Origin of the sequence: Myroides fluvii, from assembly GCF_009792295.1 — a bacterium.
Taxonomy (GTDB): Bacteria; Bacteroidota; Bacteroidia; order Flavobacteriales; family Flavobacteriaceae; genus Flavobacterium; species Flavobacterium fluvii_A.
Window position 1 is genome coordinate 1417963 of sequence record NZ_CP039934.1, and the last position, 16375, is coordinate 1434337.

Sequence of the window (16375 nt, forward strand, 5' to 3'; positions counted from 1 at the left end):
ATATGAAAAAATTAGTTGTAGCTTTCTTTTTTTGTTTGCCTTTTGTTCATCAGGCTAACGCACAACAGAACCCCAATCCTGGGTATTGGCAACAACATGCAGATTACAGCATGGATGTCAAAATGGACGTTAAAAAATTCACGTATTCTGGTACTCAATCCGTAGCTTATACGAATAACTCTCCTGATACGTTACGCAAAGTTTTTTACCACTTATACTTCAATGCGTTTCAACCCAATAGCGATATGGATGCATTATTGACGAGCATTCCAGATCCAGATCCGCGCATGGTGGATACCAAAGAAATTCGAGGGAGAAAAGTAACAGAAAGCAGAATCAATAAGCTCAAAGACAATGAGATTGGTTTTGTGAAAGTAAAAAAACTAGCGCAAGATGGCTCACCTCTTGAAGGTAAAGTAGTCGGAACCGTATTAGAAGTGACGTTAAACTCACCTCTAGCCCCCCATCAAACTACGGTATTGGATTTGACCTTTGACGGCCAAGTACCGCAAATGATTCGTCGTGCCGGACGCAACAGCAAAGAAGGAGTAGCTTTATCCATGGCACAATGGTTTCCGAAATTAGCAGAATACGACTTTGAAGGCTGGCACACTGAACAATATTTAGGAAGAGAGTTTCACAGTGTTTGGAGCAATTACGAGGTAAAAATAACCCTGGATAAAGACTATATCGTCGGAGGTACAGGGATTTTACAAAACAACAATGAAATCGGACATGGATACCAAGATACCGGTGTAACTGTTCCAGCTTCAAAAGGAAAAACGTTAACTTGGCACTTTAAAGCTGAAAATGTATTGGATTTTACTTGGGCGGCAGATCCAAACTACATCCACGACATTTACGATGGTCCAAATGGCGTTAAATTGCACTTTTTATACAAAAACAATCCAGCGATTCTAGAAAATTGGAAAAAATTACAGCCGATTACAGCACAATTGATGGAATTCTTCAATACCAATGTAGGCGAATATCCGTATTCACAATACTCGGTAATTCAAGGCGGTGATGGTGGTATGGAGTATTCGATGTGCACCCTAATCACTGGAGAACGAAATTTCCCAAGTTTAGTAGGGGTAACAGCACATGAACTAGCCCATAGCTGGTTTCAACATGCCTTAGCTACGAATGAAACGAAACACGAATGGATGGATGAAGGTTTTACAACTTTTATTTCAGACTTAGCGATGTTGCAAATTCTTCCAAAAGAAAACTTAGAAGACGAAAATCCTTTTGCTTCGACTTATAAAAGTTACTACAATATGGTAGCACGTAACATTCAGGAACCCCTAACAACACACTCCGATCACTATTTGACCAATAGAGCGTATTCCATATCAGCCTATAGCCGTGGATCAATCTTCTTGACGCAATTGGCTTATATTATTGGTTGGGACAATATGATGAAAACCATTCAAGAATTCTATAGTCAATATAAATTTACACATCCAACGCCTAATGACTTTAAACGTACAGCGGAGCGTGTTACAGGTGCAAATTTAGACTGGTATATGACGGACTGGACCATGACGAATAATACGATTGACTACGCCGTATTGTTTGTTGAGGAAATTCAAAAAAATCAATCTTTGGTTACGCTAAAACGCATGGGCCGCGCAGGAATGCCTTTAGATATTTTAGTAACCTACCAAGACGGTTCCATGGAAACATTCTACGTGCCTTATACATCAATGCAATGGAACAAACCGAATCAATATGTTGAATATGAACGCACTATTTTAGAAGGATGGGGTTGGGCACAACCAGAATATAAATTCATCATCAATAAACCCAAAAGTGCGATTAAAACCATTTTAATTGATCCGAGTCAGTTTATGGCTGATGTCAATCAAGAAAACAATGTGTATCATAACTAAACACTTCGCTTAAATCAAATAAATAAAAGTCCTAGAAATATTCTAGGACTTTTATTTTATAGATATCGTTTTCCTTTTCTACCTTTGCAACACCTATGACAAAACAAGACGAAACTTATCCGAGAGAAGAAAAACTAAAAGCCAAAAGGCTTATAGATGAATTATTTATAACAGGTAAATCTGTTAGTAAATACCCGCTTCGCTTGGTGTATATTGAAATAAACGACGAACAAGCTCCACCTTTTCAAACCGGCGTATCCGTTTCTAAACGCCATTTTAAAAAGGCTGTAGATCGCAATTATTACAAGCGTTTACTTCGGGAAACTTACCGCAAAAACAAACACCTCTTGGTCGAACAACTAGATCAAAAGTTTGCGATGATGTTATTTTATCAAACGAAGGATCGTTTAAATTATCAAGAAGTAGAGCACAAAATGAAAGCGTTGTTTGAAAAATTTATCAAACAACAACAAATACCCCCTTCTGAAAGCGATAGTCAGGCAATTTAAAGGCATTTCTACTGACCGTGTTCACTCTCTTCAATTGTTATATCCAAGGCTTAAAATCGCCTTATTTTACATACAAAAAAGCCGAGACGAATCTCGGCTTTTTCTATTTAAATACTTTTAATGTTCCCATAATGGCTTCTAACTCGAGCATTACATTGCGTTTACTCATGGATGGATTATACGTAAATCCTTCAAGCACTAAATAATACCCGTCTTTTTTGACGATGTAAGACAAATAAGGTCCTCCCATAAAGCTATTCTCCATATCCCAAGTTCCCTTTACTTCTGTAATTTCATGTCCTTTGAGATCAATTACTTTGTGAAAAGGCTCAAAATCAACACTCATATTCATAAAAGTATCTGGCTCCGAAGAATGAATAAACCTTCCTACTACCGAATCCCTTAAATAGTCCATATCTAAGATAAATTCTCTTTGTGTACTAAACGGTTTCACAGATTTAAAGGGCAAACTATACACTAAGATATTGCTATTTCCAGATGCTATTTCCTTTTTATACCAAACAAAATTATCATCTACTAAGACGCGTTTATATGAAGCGGGTAAATCAATATCTATATTGTATTTATCGTGTAAATAAACCGTTTCATACAATTGTCCTTCTTTGATACGATGTTGAATATCCACAATTTCTTGTTGGTGAAATCGATTGATAATTGAATCTTTATTTCTCAAAAAAAGCTCAATAATATTCTTATTATCCGCTGCTTCGATTAAAAAGTAATTCTGAGGTTGTGCATATTTATCGACAACTAATTCAAAACCCCTTGGACTTTGATTCGTGGTTACATAGACAATATTCTTTCTTGTTTTTATGGTATTAGCAAAAATACCAGGTGATTGTTGATCCAAATCAAATCGAGGTTCAGCAGGAATAATACCGTCAATACCAGCGGCTAAATAATTGCGAATAGTATCTCCGACACTACTCAGCCATAAATCGTCATCCATCACCAACAAGATGTGATTAATTTGTCCTTGTGATGGAGTACGTGAATCATCTTTCTGTATGGGGTTCTTACAGCTCACACAAAAAACAAAACAAACAATATAAAATACAGTATACTTCAACGAATGACTTAATTTATTCTCAATTTCATACCAGGCTGTAACGTAGCATTTTCACTCATATTATTTAATGCTTTTAACTTAGAAATCGTTACACCCGGCAAGTTTTTACTGATTGAATAAAGGGAATCCCCTTTTTTAACCACGTAATATCCATTGGTAGAGGCTTGTGCTACTGTAGATTTACCAACTACGAGCTTTTTACCTGGATAGATCACATTGGTTTTCATGTTATTTAAACGCTTTAATTCAACGATAGACAAACCGTATTTTTTAGCGATAACGCCAACGCTTTCACCTTTTCTAATGGTGTGATACTTGTTGCGAACTCCCGAAGTTTGCGCAATAGCTATATCATAATTTGGTTTTTCTTTTCGGTCTTCTTCAAAATCCACATAAGCGTAAATTTTTTCTTCGTTTGAAACCAACAATCCCGCTTTATCTAAAGGCAGACGAACAAAGTTTAATTCACTAGACGAATACGGTACTACTTTTAACTTATAGGTTGGATTTAAAAACGCTAATTCTTCTTGACTAACATCTAACATTTTAGCGATTTGATCAAAACTCATCATGCGCTTTACTGCAACAGTATCGGTTTGAACCAATTTCATTGGAATATTGGCATTTGCTTTAATTCCGTGCTCTTTTGCATATTCAAAAATATACATGGTAGCGTAAAAGGCAGGAAGGTAATTTTGGGTTTCACGTGGTAAATTTGGTCGAATATTCCAATAATTCGTCAAACCATCAGAACGGCGAATTGCTTTAGATACATTACCAGGGCCGGCATTGTAAGAAGCTAATACTAAATCCCAATCTCCAAATATTTTGTACAAATCACCTAAAAATTTGGCGGCTGCCTCGGATGATTTTAGTGGATCAATACGATCATCTTTAAATGAGGAAACCTCTAAATTATACTGCTTACCTGTAGCATACATAAACTGCCACAATCCTGTAGCTCCCATATGAGAAACTGCTTTTGGATTTAACGCAGATTCAACAATAGCTAAATACTTCACTTCTAACGGAATGTTATTTTTAGCCAATTGTTCCTCAAACATGGGAAAATAGTACTCTGAAAGTCCTAAAAGACGTTCAAATGACTTTTTTCTCTTCTTTAAAAACGACTTAATCAATCGCTCTAAAGATTCATTATACTCCACATTAAAGGGGGTTTTTTCATTTAACAAAGCTAATCTTTGTTTCAAGACCGCTGTTGTCAATCCATCCCATTCACCATCTTCCTCGGTCAAGAATTCATCACTAGTCAAGTCTTCGCTCATCTCGTCAAACAAATCTTGATTAATCAATTCATCTAGCCAAAGCTTTTCGATGCGTTCGCTAGTAGAATGATTGACAAAACTCGCTTTAATAGAGTCCAAATACACTTGTGGATCTAACTCTTTACTTTTTACTTCGATTCCTTCTGTTTGTTCTTGTGCACTTAACGTAAAAGATAATAGGCTAAAGAGGGATAACGCTACTCCTTTGTAATTCATAATATTGTGTTTTGAAAAAGGGTACAACTACATCCCGTAGTTATACCCTTAGATATTATTCTTGTATTGCTTTGATACCAGGCAATATTTGTCCTTCTAACATTTCTAACATCGCTCCTCCACCCGTCGATACATAACTCATCTTTGGAGCTAAACCAAATTGCTTAACCGCTGCAACAGAATCACCCCCTCCTACTAAAGAGAATGTCCCATTTTTAGTAGCTTCAGCAATGAAGTTTCCTAATTCAATGGTCCCATTAGCAAATTTTTCCATTTCAAATACCCCTAAAGGTCCATTCCACAAAATAATTTTTGACTCTAAAATTACTTTTTTCAAACTAGCCAATGTTGCAGGACCTACATCTAGTCCTTGCCATCCAGCTGGAATTGCATTTACATTGACAATTTGTGTATTAGCCTCTGCTGAAAACGCATCTGCAGCAACTATATCAATTGGCAAGTGAATCTCTACATTTTTCGCTTTAGCTTGTTCCATAATGCGTTTGGCTAAATCGATTTTATCATCTTCACAAATTGAATTACCAATACTTCCACCCAATGCTTTGATAAAAGTAAAAGCCATCCCACCTCCAATAATCATGTGATCTACTTTATCTAAGATATTTTCGATAATCGTGATTTTAGAAGAAACTTTTGAACCACCTAAAATAGCAGTTACCGGTTTTTCAGCACTATGCAACACCTTGTCAATGCTCTCAATTTCTTTGGCCAATAAATACCCAAAACACTTGTCATTTGGAAAGAATTTAGCCACAATTGTAGTAGAAGCATGTGCGCGATGCGCCGTACCAAAAGCATCATTAATGTAAAAATCAGCGAATGAAGCTAAAGCAGCAGCAAAAGACTCTTCTCCTTTTTCTTCCTCCGCGTAAAAACGCAAGTTTTCCAACAAAATAACAGCGCCAGGTTGACTTTGTTCCACAGCACTTTTTACTGATTCACCAATACAATCCTCAACAAATGTAACCTTAGTTCCTAAAACTTCTTCCGTTTTAGCTACAATATGACGTAGCGAATACGCATCGTTTTTCTCTCCTTTTGGACGCCCTAGGTGAGAAACTAATATCGCCACTCCTCCGTCTTTTGTTACCTTCTCGATGGTTGGCTTTGCCGCTTCGATACGATTGGTGTCCGTTACTTCAAAAGCATCGTTTAAAGGTACATTAAAATCAACGCGAATTAATACTTTTTTATTTTTAAAATTCACATTATCAATTGTTTTCATACTTGTATTGTTCTAAAATAAATTCTGATTAACGCAAATATAAATCTTTTTAAAATCCAAAGTGCGTTTATTTTGTATTATTCTATAGCTAAAAGATCTTTTTTAGATAGCATTTCGCAATTGTTTCTTTGACTACTAAGGGGTAACTACTACTTTTTCACGTCCCAGAAAAACACCTTCAATATTCTTGTTTTCTATATCTATTTTCATAAGTCTGTACGAATATCCCTTTTCATATTCCGAAATTCAACTATTTCACGGGGAATTAACAGCGGTAGACAATTCGAACATTCCACTACTAAAATTATGTTTCAAACAACAGTTCTCCCCCTATTTCATTTTAAAAAAGAGCGGAATAGCGTTATAGCCTTCCTAAATTTTTCTTTTTCTAGACTTCATTTTGAGCCAAAGAAATCCATTATATTTGCATTATGTTATTTTCAGAAATCGTTGGTCAAAACCACATCAAGAACCACTTGATACAAAGTGCTACATCAGGTCGAATTCCTCATGCTCAATTGTTTATTGGACAAGAAGGAACAGGAACATTGCCCATGGCTATTGCCTATGCGCAATACTTACTTTGTAAAAATACCGGAAGTGAAAACACGGGGGGAAACGAGAGCTGCAACATCAAATTCAATGCATTGATGCATCCAGATTTACACTTCGTTTATCCAGTGGCAACAACCAATGAAGTAAGTAAACATCCAACGAGTGATAAATTTGCAGAACCATGGAGAACCTTTTTGAAGGCTAATCCTTATGCTAGTCTTTTTGATTGGTACAACCACATTGATATTCAAAATAAACAAGGTCAAATTGGCGTAGATGAAGCGGGAGAAATTCTGAAAAAACTAGCGCTAAAATCGTATGAAGGGGGATATAAAATCATGATTATTTGGATGGCCGATAAGTTGAATACAGAGGCATCTAATAAAATTTTAAAGATTTTGGAAGAACCACCTGCCAAGACTATTTTTATTTTAATTGCCGAAAATGAGCAATCCATTCTACAAACCATTTTATCACGTTGTCAATTGTTGCGATTTAACACCCTAAATAACGTTGAAATTGAACAAGCGCTGATTACAAATCAAAATTGCGAAAAACAACAAGCGGCATTACTTGCCCGTCAAGCCCAGGGCAATTATAACAAAGCCCTTCAATTAATTTCCAATGCTGCTGACGCTGCGGATTTTGAGCAAAAATTTGTCACTTGGGTACGCGCTGCTTTTCGAGCGAAAGGCAATGCTGCAGTAATTAAAGATTTGATTGAATGGAGTGAAGATTTAGCAACCTTAGGAAGAGAACAACAAAAACAATTCTTAGCGTTTTGTATTGAACTATTTCGACAGGCACTTTTGTACAATTATCAATCGCCAAATTTGGTTTACTACCAAACGTCTGTAGATAAATTTAAGCTCGAAAACTTTGCTCCTTTTGTCAATGGGGCTAATATTGACGAGATTTTTGAAGAATTATCCAATGCCATTTACCACATAGAACGCAATGGCAATAGCAAAATGATTTTTACAGATTTATCAATCAAATTAACGCGTTTAATTCACAAAAAATAGCGAAACTATTCCGTTTCGCTATCGGGTATTGTACGTTGATACAACTTTAATTCTTCCCACGTAAATTCATCTTGGGAGGCATTTTTTATTTCTCCGAGTGACTTTCCTTCATTCGCTGTAAATACTTGCTGTAATCGCTCTATTTTACTTTGTTCTAACACCTCGTTTAACTGTATTTTACCATCGGCAATCAACTTAGCTAAATGAGAGAAAATCGTTGTAGCGGTCAACTTGCGCTCTTGCGCAATCGCATCCACGCGCATTCCCTCCATCCACAACTCATGCGTAATGGCAAAGGTGCTTTTCTTCTTCTCCTTTTTCTGCTTGTCTTTCGTCTTTAAATCCTCAATTAAATCATAATCATCTTGTAAATCCAAACGACTCGTGCGCAACAAAGTAGCAATATGGGTTAGGTGATTTATTCGATACTCCCCTACTTCTAAACTCCTTAGATTTTCTTTGGTTAAACGCTCTTTTTTAATGACCAAATCAACAATTTTCTTCGCTTTTTTCACATCCAAAACCGCTTTAATACTTTGGTCTTCTAAGGCTTCTAATTCTGTAAAAAAAGTTTTCATCTGCCGCTTTCCCCTCACTTGTGCCATGGTAAACAACAACTCGAAAACAACGTGATCTAATGTTGGAAAAAAATAAGCATAGGCTTTGTCAACGCGTTCTTTTACAAAACTGAGATCCACATTGGGTTGTTGAAAAAGGCGTCTCAATTGGATGACAAATTTATCCGCTAACACCACTAATTCTTCAAGGGTTTGCACAATTTTCAACGTCCAACTCTTAAATTCGCTCTTTTTACTGCGCTCTGCTTCTTCTTGATAAGAATACAAGTGATTTCTCCAATGCTGCGCTATAGTTTTCCAAGAAAAAGCTTCAATCAAACGCTCTTCCAAAAAAACCAATAGCTGTTTGTGTATTTCCTCTTCCAGTGTTTCTTTATCCGCCTTATTTTTGGCGTACTCCATCACATCGTAGTCATTTCGTAATCCATTCATTTGAATAGGCGATAAAAGAACCAACCCTTGCAGCGATTTCAATCGAGAGAGGGCCACATAGGCCTGACCAGGTAAAAACACCTTAGACACGTCTAAAATCGCTTTTTCAAAGGTTAATCCTTGGCTTTTGTGCACCGTAATCGCCCACGCTAATTTTAAAGGATAGTGCGTAAAGGTTCCCAAAAGTTCTTCTTCAATCTCTTTTGTATTTGCATTGACTTTATACCGGATATTTTGCCATTCATAACGTTCAACTTCAATCACTTCATTTTCTTCTGGAAATTTGACGTAGATTTCACTTGCACTCAATTTCTGTACGATTCCCATTTTGCCGTTGTAGTATTTCTTTTCAAATGACAAATCATTTTTGATAAAGATTACTTGTGCTCCTACTTTCAATTGCAATTGATTTTCGATGGGATAAATATTGGTAGGAAAATCCCCAACAACTTCAGCTTGAAAAGCATACGACTTCGCTTCTAACGCCTCCAAAGAATCCGAATTGATGCGATCTGCCTTGGCATTATGTGTCGTCAAAGTAATATACCCAGCCGTTTTATGCTGATCAAATGTCGGATTGACATATTGATTGAGCACTTGCAAATTTGCTGGAGTAATGGTATTATTTCTCAGGTTGTTCAAAATCTGAATAAAAGCATCATCTGATTGTCGATATACCTTGTCTAATTCAATATACAAGGGTGGATTCGTGCGGATTACGTTGGAGTGAAAAAAGTAAGATCCTTCATAATAACGACGTAGTACCTCCCACTCTTCGTTTTTCACTACCGGAGGCAATTGTAGTAAATCGCCGATAAACAGCAGTTGAACTCCACCAAAAGGTTTATTATTTCGACGAACTGTTTGCAACATAAAATCCATCGCATCTAATACATCAGCACGCAGCATACTTACTTCGTCTACAATCAGCAATTCTAAATTAACAAAGAGCGATCGACGTATGTTACTCATTCGAAAATGCTTTTTTATCGACACTCGATTTTCGAATTTTACGTATTCGCTAAAAATTGGAGGATTAACTAAATCGGGAATAAAGGCGGCCAAAGGAAAATGGAAAAAAGAATGTATCGTTACACCGCCCGCATTCAAAGCGGCAATACCAGTAGGCGCAACAATAACAGCATTTTTATGGGTACTATTGACAATTTCTTTCAACAACGTCGTCTTACCTGTACCGGCTTTTCCAGTTAAAAAAATGGATTGTTTAGTCTCATTGATAAACTGTAACACATAAGTGGCTTCTTTAGAAAAATTTTCCATTTTTTAAGGTAAGATAAAACTAAAATTGGTTTAAAAATAAAAATAGCCCTAAGAATACTTAGGACTATTTGAACAATATACGTAATTAAATATTCTTATTTTTCTTCTTTAACTGCTGGAGTAGCTTCTTTTTTTCCATCTACTGTACTTGCTGCCGCAGAACCTTGATATTTAGCATTTAATTCTTTGATAATAGCTTCTGTGATATTATATTCCTCTTTACCATAAATAACAGTAGAGGCCTCTTCAGTATTAAATACATAATCTAAATTCTTCTTTTTTGCATAATCAGCAATGTGAGATTTTACTTTCTTTACGATCGAATCCATCTCTTTTGTACTCTCCGCTTGTAGCTCTTGGAAAATTGTTTGTTGCTTTACTTGTAGCTGTTGCTCTCTGCGTTGTAACTCACCACTTTTTTGTTGAGCCCATGCTTGTCCTTTTTCAGCTGCATTCGTTTGAAAACTTTGAACTTCGCGTTGAAATTGTGCAATTTCTCCTTCGAAAGCTTTTCCTTTCTCTTCCGATTTTATTTTATATTTTGATTCAATATCTTTTACTTCTTGATATTCTGTCATTAATTTAGAAGAATCAATATACGCAGTTTTAAATTCTGTTGTAGCAGCAGTGTTTGAATTGTTGTTACAAGAAAATAACAATCCCGCTAATCCTAATACGAAAATACCTTTTTTCATTTTTGATTTTTTTAAAAACATGTAAAATTAAAAAAACTTTTAATGTTTACTACATTATTTCAATTTATATCTAACTATAAATTATACTTATACCTAATGTAATAACCATAAATAAAAGCTATTCAAACAAGATCTCCTAGCTTCTTTTAAATCTATTATCTTTTTTTATTTATAACTATACTTGTATGAACAGCTAAAAATAGCTTAAAACGCTTTAAAATAGTTTTTATCCAGCATTTTTACTCTTTTTGATCTAAAATTGAATCTAATTCCTCACCTTGGATAAACAATAAACCAAAGAAGAATATTCCATCGAATTTCGAGCTTCCACATTAGAACGCAATCCTATAAAAAAAGCTTTGATCCAATTCTTCTTTCCAGTTTTGTATTCTTCTGATAAAAGAGACACGTAAAAACTATCAAAGAGCATCGGCTGCAATTCGTCAACTTGAAAATTAAAGTTTGCAAAAATAGAAGCTATCGACTTTTGAGAAAAATGCCAAAGATGACGAGGTACATCAAAAGCAGCCCAATATTCTTTATAATAAATAGCATCATATGATTTGTAATTGGGAACAGCTACAATTAATTTTCCTTCGGGTTTCAATAAACGATACAATTCTGAAATTTGTTCTTCTAAATTGGGAACATGTTCCAAAACATGCCAAAGGGTAATTACGTCGAAAGAATGATTGGGTAACTCACACAATTGAGGTACTATTTTAATTTCTTTTTTTGAAGCTAATCCCCTTGCTTTTTCACTCGGTTCAAATCCTGTTGCGTCCCACCCTCTTTTTTTTGCTTCAACTAAAAAATCACCTGTACCACAACCAATATCCAAAATGGAACCCGCCACAATATTTTGTCTAAACAACAAGTCTACTTTTTTTCGCAACGCAATTCTTTTTACACTTTGGTACAGACGCTCGAATATATTTCGCTTTCCATCTGTATGCGAAATATAATTTTCGCTTTGGTAATAACGACCTAAATTTTCTTCGGCTGGCATCGGATCGGTTTGCAACAAATCATAGGTACGATTATAATATAAAGAAAACACTTCTTGAGAAACGGTATAATCTTTTACCTCCAAAAATTTTTCATCTTTACTAAAATTCATTTTTTCCATTTAATTTTTCACTATTAAATCCACTACTTCCTTTCTATTCTTAGAACATCCAAATGCCTTTCAAATTTAAAATTTATTCCAACAATAACCTCTTTACTTTTTTTATTTTTTAATTTCTATACCCGAATAAAAATTTGAAACTATTTTAGATTTGGTATTTTTTAGTCGATTACTTTTAAAGCTATTTTTTTTGAATCTATTTTTTTTTTACCTAAAAATTAAAATGGGTTCCCTTTTTCAATTCTCGCCTTTTCGAACATTTTTTTCATTGCTATTATTGAAATTATTTCCTCATTTTTTCAACGAAAAAATAAGGTGATTTACCCCTTATTTTAATTTGAATAGGAAACAAAAAATATACTCCTTTTAAAATTTCTTATTTTTCAACCTTTACTTTATCGATTTATTTTTGAACTCATTTTTGACTTTCTTAGTCAAAAGATTGTCTGCTTCAATCCCCCTATTTTTAATTTGAATCGAGTGGTAAAAAAACCGATTCCCCTTTTTGAAAATTAGCATTTTTGGCTCCTCTTTTTTTGCTTTCTTTTTTCTTCATACAACCAAAATAATCTACATTCTTTTGATCGATTTTTCAAATAGAAAAAGGCCATCATCGTCAATTTTTAAGTTGCTCTTCCATCGAGAAAATCCATTTTTCCCTATGCGCTTTATTCACTCCTATGCGTGAATTTCGGTTTAGCTTTTTAAAATTGTATCCTATCAAAAAAATTTCTACTACACTTGATCCAAAGCTTTTTCGGGGAGTATTTATTTTCTTCTTATACGGTAAAGAGTCATTTGTATCTACCGTCCCTTTTTACTGTGTATCCACCAATAACAAGTATTCCTCACCTCATGCTTTACTTTAAGTAAGGCTGTAATCGATTGTAAAGATGACGGTTAATTTGAATCCTCTAAACAAAAAAATAAGGATTGTTCCACGTGGAACAATCCTTATCTTATGCTTAACACTAGCTTCTATCTTCCCATATGAATTAATAGAATCGATATATCTGTAGGGGTAACTCCGCTTATTCGCGAGGCCTGAGAGATGGTGATTGGACGAATCTTTTTGAACTTCTCACGCGACTCAAACGACAGCGAAACAATTTTATCGTAATCAAAATTCTCTGGAATTTTAACGTCCTCTAATCGATTTAATTTGTCGGCATTATTCTTTTCCTTCTCTATATATCCAGAATACTTTACCTGAATTTCAGCTTGCTCAATCACCTCTTGATCGATGCCTTTTTCAGCAATATACTCCTCTACTTTTTTGAATTTTAAGATATCTGCTAACTCAATTTGTGGACGAGAAAATACCTTAAACATCTTATCTGGCTGACTCATTAAAGAGGATCCTTTTGCCTCTAAAATTGGATTTGCCTCTTCTGTTTTAACGCTCGTCTCTTTAAAAAATTCAACGAATTTTTCCGACTCTTCACGCTTGTATTCCATTCTTCGCATGCGCGCCTCTGAAGCTAAACCTATCGAATAAGACATTGGTGTCAATCTAAAATCAGCATTATCTTGACGCAATAAAGTGCGATATTCCGCACGAGAAGTAAACATACGATACGGCTCTTCAGTTCCCTTTGTAATCAAATCATCAATCAAAACACCAATATAAGCTTCATCTCTACGCAAGATCAAAGGCTCTTTTTCATGCACTTTCAAGTGTGCATTTATACCTGCCATTAAACCTTGAGAAGCCGCTTCTTCATATCCTGTTGTACCGTTAATTTGGCCTGCAAAATACAAACCATCAACCAACTTTGTTTCCAAAGTGTGCTTCAATTGCGTAGGTGGAAAATAGTCATACTCGATGGCATAACCGGGTCTAAAAATCTTGGCATTTTCAAAACCAACTACTGCACGTAAAGCTTTAAATTGGATGTCTTCTGGTAAAGAGGTAGAAAATCCATTGACGTAGATTTCACATGTATTCCACCCTTCTGGTTCCACAAAAATTTGATGTCTTTCTTTATCTGCAAAGCGATTAATCTTATCTTCTATTGAGGGACAATAACGTGGACCTAGACTTTTAATACGCCCAGTAAACATCGGAGAACGATCAAAACCTTCGCGAAGTAGATCGTGTACCTCTGTTGAAGTATAGGTCATAAAACAATCTCTTTGCTGTTGCAAAGGCGATGTAACATCCATATACGAGAACTTCGAAGGGTTGACATCACCACCTTGAACTTCCATTTTGGAGTAATCCAACGAGCGTCCATCCACGCGTGGAGGTGTTCCTGTTTTCATACGTCCAGCTGTAAAACCAAGTTTTACTAAATCTTCGGTAATACCAAAAGCAGCACCTTCTCCTGCTCTCCCCCCACCAAACTGCTTTTCTCCAATGTGAATTAATCCATTTAAAAAGGTTCCATTGGTTAAAATAACTGTCTTCGCTTTGATGGTTAGACCCAAACTTGTTACAACACCTTCAATCTTATGGTTGTGAACTAAAAGGGATTTTACCATATCTTGATAGAAATCCAAATTAGGAGTTCCCTCCAACATCAAACGCCACGTTTCCGAAAAACGCATACGATCGGATTGTACACGAGGCGACCACATCGCAGGTCCTTTTGACTTATTCAACATTTTAAATTGAATAGCAGTCTGATCAGAAACAATTCCGGAATACCCACCTAAAGCGTCAATTTCACGCACAATTTGCCCTTTGGCAATACCACCCATCGCTGGATTACAGGACATCTGTGCAATATTCTGTAGACTCATCGTGATCAAAAGCGTTTTTGATCCCATATTGGCGGCTGCAGCGGCGGCTTCAGAACCAGCATGCCCACCTCCAACAACGATTACATCATATCTATCTTGAAAAATACTCATTTTTTAAAAAATATAGTCCATTATTGTTCCACGTGGAACATTTTCATTTTTTCTTCTTCTTTTTTACGCATTAAAGCCTCATCCTCTTCACCTTTGTCTTTATACCCACAATAATGAAGAATCCCATGTGCCATAACACGTAATAATTCCATATCAAAAGCAACCCCAAACTCAGTAGCATTCTCTTTAACACGTTCGATGCTAATAAAAATATCACCACTAACTACCTGATTTTCAGTATAATCGAAGCTAATAATATCCGTAAGCGTATCATGATCCAAATACTTTACATTGATTTCATGCAAGTATTCATCGGTACAAAAAATATAGTTTATTTCGCCTACAAAGAAATCTTCTGAAGCAATAATCGATTCAATCCATGCTTCATATTGATCTTCCTGTTGCAATGAAAAATCTAATTCGTAATTAAAAGTTATCATATAAAAATCTAAATATCAGGCAAAGGTACGATGAAAATTAAAACAGTAATACACTGAAATCTAAAAACATTCCCAAATAGAAAACACAACTTAAGAAAAAACAGCACCCTTCACTCCAACGCCATAAAAATAGACGCAAAATACAACACCTAGACATTTCTCAAGAAATAAAAAGCTTCCTTCCCTATTTTGCGTATAGCAATCAAAATGAAAAATAAAAAATTTTAAGCGAAATACAGCGCATAGCATTTTTTCAAGAAAAAAATGAACTTACAATATTTTGAGTATTTCCATCAAAATGGCAAACGAAAAATTTTAAGCGAAATACAGCGCATAGCATTTTTTCAAGAAAAAAATGAACTTACAATATTTTGAGTATTTCCATCAAAATGGCAAACGAAAAATTTTAAGCGAAATTCAATGCGTAGTATTTTCTCAAGTCAAAAAAATAAACCTTTTCTATTTTGAGTATTTCAATCAAAATGGCAAACGAAAAATTTTAAGCGAAATACAGCGCATAGAAATTTATAAAGCTAAAAAAGATGATCCTCCTCTATTTTGAGTATTTCAATCAAAATGGCAAACGAAAAATCTTAAGCGAAATACAGCGCGTAGTATTTTTCAAGAAAAAAATAAACCTTTTCTATCTTGAGTATTTCCATGAAAATAGCTAGCGAAAATTTTTAAGCGAAATACAGCGCGTAGTATTTTCTCAAGTACAAAAAGATGCTACTCCTCTATTTTGAGCATTTCAATCAAAATGGCAAACGAAAAATTTTAAGCGAAATTCAATGCGTAGTATTTTCTCAAGTCAAAAAAATAAACCTTTTCTATTTTGAGTATTTCAATCAAAATGGCAAACGAAAAATTTTAAGCGAAATTCAATGCGTAGTATTTTCTCAAGTCAAAAAAATAAACCTTTTCTATTTTGAGTATTTCAATCAAAATGGCAAACGAAAAATTTTAAGCGAAATTCAATGCGTAGTATTTTCTCAAGTCAAAAAAATAAACCTTTTCTATTTTGAGTATTTTCCTCAAAATGGATAACTAAATTTTTTAAGCGCAACACAGTGCGTACTATTTTGTCTAGTACAAAAAGATAATCCTCCTCTATTTTGAGTATACACCATAAAGGGTACAAT

13 protein-coding genes are annotated in these 16375 nt (G+C 35.0%); 5 read left to right on the plus strand and 8 right to left on the minus strand.

Features of this window, described 5'->3' with window-relative positions; translation table 11 throughout:
- Positions 1–2 precede the first annotated feature (2 nt).
- Positions 3–1895 (plus strand): M1 family metallopeptidase, encoded by a 1893-nt coding sequence (locus tag FBR08_RS06455; protein ID WP_158961974.1) that lies wholly within the window; start codon positions 3–5, stop codon positions 1893–1895.
- A 95-nt stretch (positions 1896–1990) separates the two neighbouring features.
- Positions 1991–2404: a ribonuclease P protein component gene (gene rnpA / locus FBR08_RS06460; protein WP_158961975.1), complete on the plus strand. Its 414-nt coding sequence runs from the start codon at positions 1991–1993 to the stop codon at positions 2402–2404.
- A 103-nt stretch (positions 2405–2507) separates the two neighbouring features.
- Here the strand turns inward: rnpA and FBR08_RS06465 are convergent, their stop codons facing one another.
- Genes FBR08_RS06465 through FBR08_RS06475 form a run of 3 tightly spaced genes read right to left on the minus strand, consistent with a single transcriptional unit; the run spans position 2508 to position 6242 of the window.
- Positions 2508–3452: a DUF4837 family protein gene (locus FBR08_RS06465; protein WP_233266270.1), complete on the minus strand. Its 945-nt coding sequence runs from the start codon at positions 3450–3452 to the stop codon at positions 2508–2510.
- 50 nt (positions 3453–3502) lie between these two features.
- Positions 3503–4996, minus strand: a complete 1494-nt coding sequence (locus FBR08_RS06470; RefSeq protein WP_158961976.1) for a lytic transglycosylase domain-containing protein — start codon at positions 4994–4996, stop codon at positions 3503–3505.
- A 55-nt stretch (positions 4997–5051) separates the two neighbouring features.
- Entirely contained in the window at positions 5052–6242 is a 1191-nt protein-coding gene (locus tag FBR08_RS06475; RefSeq protein ID WP_158961977.1) for a phosphoglycerate kinase, read from the minus strand.
- A 431-nt stretch (positions 6243–6673) separates the two neighbouring features.
- Between FBR08_RS06475 and FBR08_RS06480 the strand changes: the two genes are divergently transcribed.
- Positions 6674–7822, plus strand: coding sequence for a DNA polymerase III subunit (locus FBR08_RS06480; RefSeq protein ID WP_158961978.1), 1149 nt, complete (start codon positions 6674–6676; stop codon positions 7820–7822).
- Between the two features lie 5 nt (positions 7823–7827).
- On the opposite strand, the gene FBR08_RS06485 is transcribed toward FBR08_RS06480, so the two are convergent.
- The 5 genes from FBR08_RS06485 to ybeY all read right to left on the minus strand — a co-directional run bounded on the left by FBR08_RS06485 (position 7828) and on the right by ybeY (position 15233).
- Complete coding sequence (locus tag FBR08_RS06485) at positions 7828–10113, minus strand: helix-turn-helix domain-containing protein (RefSeq protein ID WP_158961979.1); 2286 nt, start codon at positions 10111–10113, stop codon at positions 7828–7830.
- Positions 10114–10208: 95 nt separating this feature from the next.
- On the minus strand, positions 10209–10808 hold the full coding sequence (locus FBR08_RS06490; protein ID WP_158961980.1) for an OmpH family outer membrane protein: 600 nt from the start codon (positions 10806–10808) through the stop codon (positions 10209–10211).
- 265 nt (positions 10809–11073) lie between these two features.
- A complete protein-coding gene (locus FBR08_RS06495) occupies positions 11074–11928 on the minus strand; it encodes a class I SAM-dependent methyltransferase (RefSeq protein ID WP_158961981.1) in 855 nt (284 codons plus the stop codon).
- Between the two features lie 987 nt (positions 11929–12915).
- On the minus strand, positions 12916–14793 hold the full coding sequence (gene mnmG, locus FBR08_RS06500; RefSeq protein ID WP_199268638.1) for a tRNA uridine-5-carboxymethylaminomethyl(34) synthesis enzyme MnmG: 1878 nt from the start codon (positions 14791–14793) through the stop codon (positions 12916–12918).
- 20 nt (positions 14794–14813) lie between these two features.
- Positions 14814–15233: an rRNA maturation RNase YbeY gene (gene ybeY / locus FBR08_RS06505; protein ID WP_158961982.1), complete on the minus strand. Its 420-nt coding sequence runs from the start codon at positions 15231–15233 to the stop codon at positions 14814–14816.
- Between the two features lie 355 nt (positions 15234–15588).
- Between ybeY and FBR08_RS06510 the strand changes: the two genes are divergently transcribed.
- Both FBR08_RS06510 and FBR08_RS06515 read left to right on the plus strand, forming a co-directional pair.
- Entirely contained in the window at positions 15589–15795 is a 207-nt protein-coding gene (locus tag FBR08_RS06510) for a hypothetical protein (protein WP_158961983.1), read from the plus strand.
- A gap of 164 nt (positions 15796–15959) precedes the next feature.
- Positions 15960–16280, plus strand: coding sequence for a hypothetical protein (locus FBR08_RS06515; RefSeq protein WP_158961984.1), 321 nt, complete (start codon positions 15960–15962; stop codon positions 16278–16280).
- Positions 16281–16375: the final 95 nt, after the last annotated feature.

What these genes read in the sequence shown, in the direction of transcription:
- FBR08_RS06455 (WP_158961974.1), top strand. Translation starts at nt 3, where the DNA reads ATGAAAAAATTAGTTGTAGCTTTCTTTTTTTGTTTGCCTTTTGTTCAT.
- rnpA (WP_158961975.1), top strand. Translation starts at nt 1,991, where the DNA reads ATGACAAAACAAGACGAAACTTATCCGAGAGAAGAAAAACTAAAAGCC.
- FBR08_RS06470 (WP_158961976.1), bottom strand. Translation starts at nt 4,996, where the DNA reads ATGAATTACAAAGGAGTAGCGTTATCCCTCTTTAGCCTATTATCTTTT.
- FBR08_RS06475 (WP_158961977.1), bottom strand. Translation starts at nt 6,242, where the DNA reads ATGAAAACAATTGATAATGTGAATTTTAAAAATAAAAAAGTATTAATT.
- FBR08_RS06480 (WP_158961978.1), top strand. Translation starts at nt 6,674, where the DNA reads ATGTTATTTTCAGAAATCGTTGGTCAAAACCACATCAAGAACCACTTG.
- FBR08_RS06485 (WP_158961979.1), bottom strand. Translation starts at nt 10,113, where the DNA reads ATGGAAAATTTTTCTAAAGAAGCCACTTATGTGTTACAGTTTATCAAT.
- FBR08_RS06490 (WP_158961980.1), bottom strand. Translation starts at nt 10,808, where the DNA reads ATGAAAAAAGGTATTTTCGTATTAGGATTAGCGGGATTGTTATTTTCT.
- FBR08_RS06495 (WP_158961981.1), bottom strand. Translation starts at nt 11,928, where the DNA reads ATGAATTTTAGTAAAGATGAAAAATTTTTGGAGGTAAAAGATTATACC.
- mnmG (WP_199268638.1), bottom strand. Translation starts at nt 14,793, where the DNA reads ATGAGTATTTTTCAAGATAGATATGATGTAATCGTTGTTGGAGGTGGG.
- ybeY (WP_158961982.1), bottom strand. Translation starts at nt 15,233, where the DNA reads ATGATAACTTTTAATTACGAATTAGATTTTTCATTGCAACAGGAAGAT.
- FBR08_RS06510 (WP_158961983.1), top strand. Translation starts at nt 15,589, where the DNA reads ATGAACTTACAATATTTTGAGTATTTCCATCAAAATGGCAAACGAAAA.
- FBR08_RS06515 (WP_158961984.1), top strand. Translation starts at nt 15,960, where the DNA reads ATGCTACTCCTCTATTTTGAGCATTTCAATCAAAATGGCAAACGAAAA.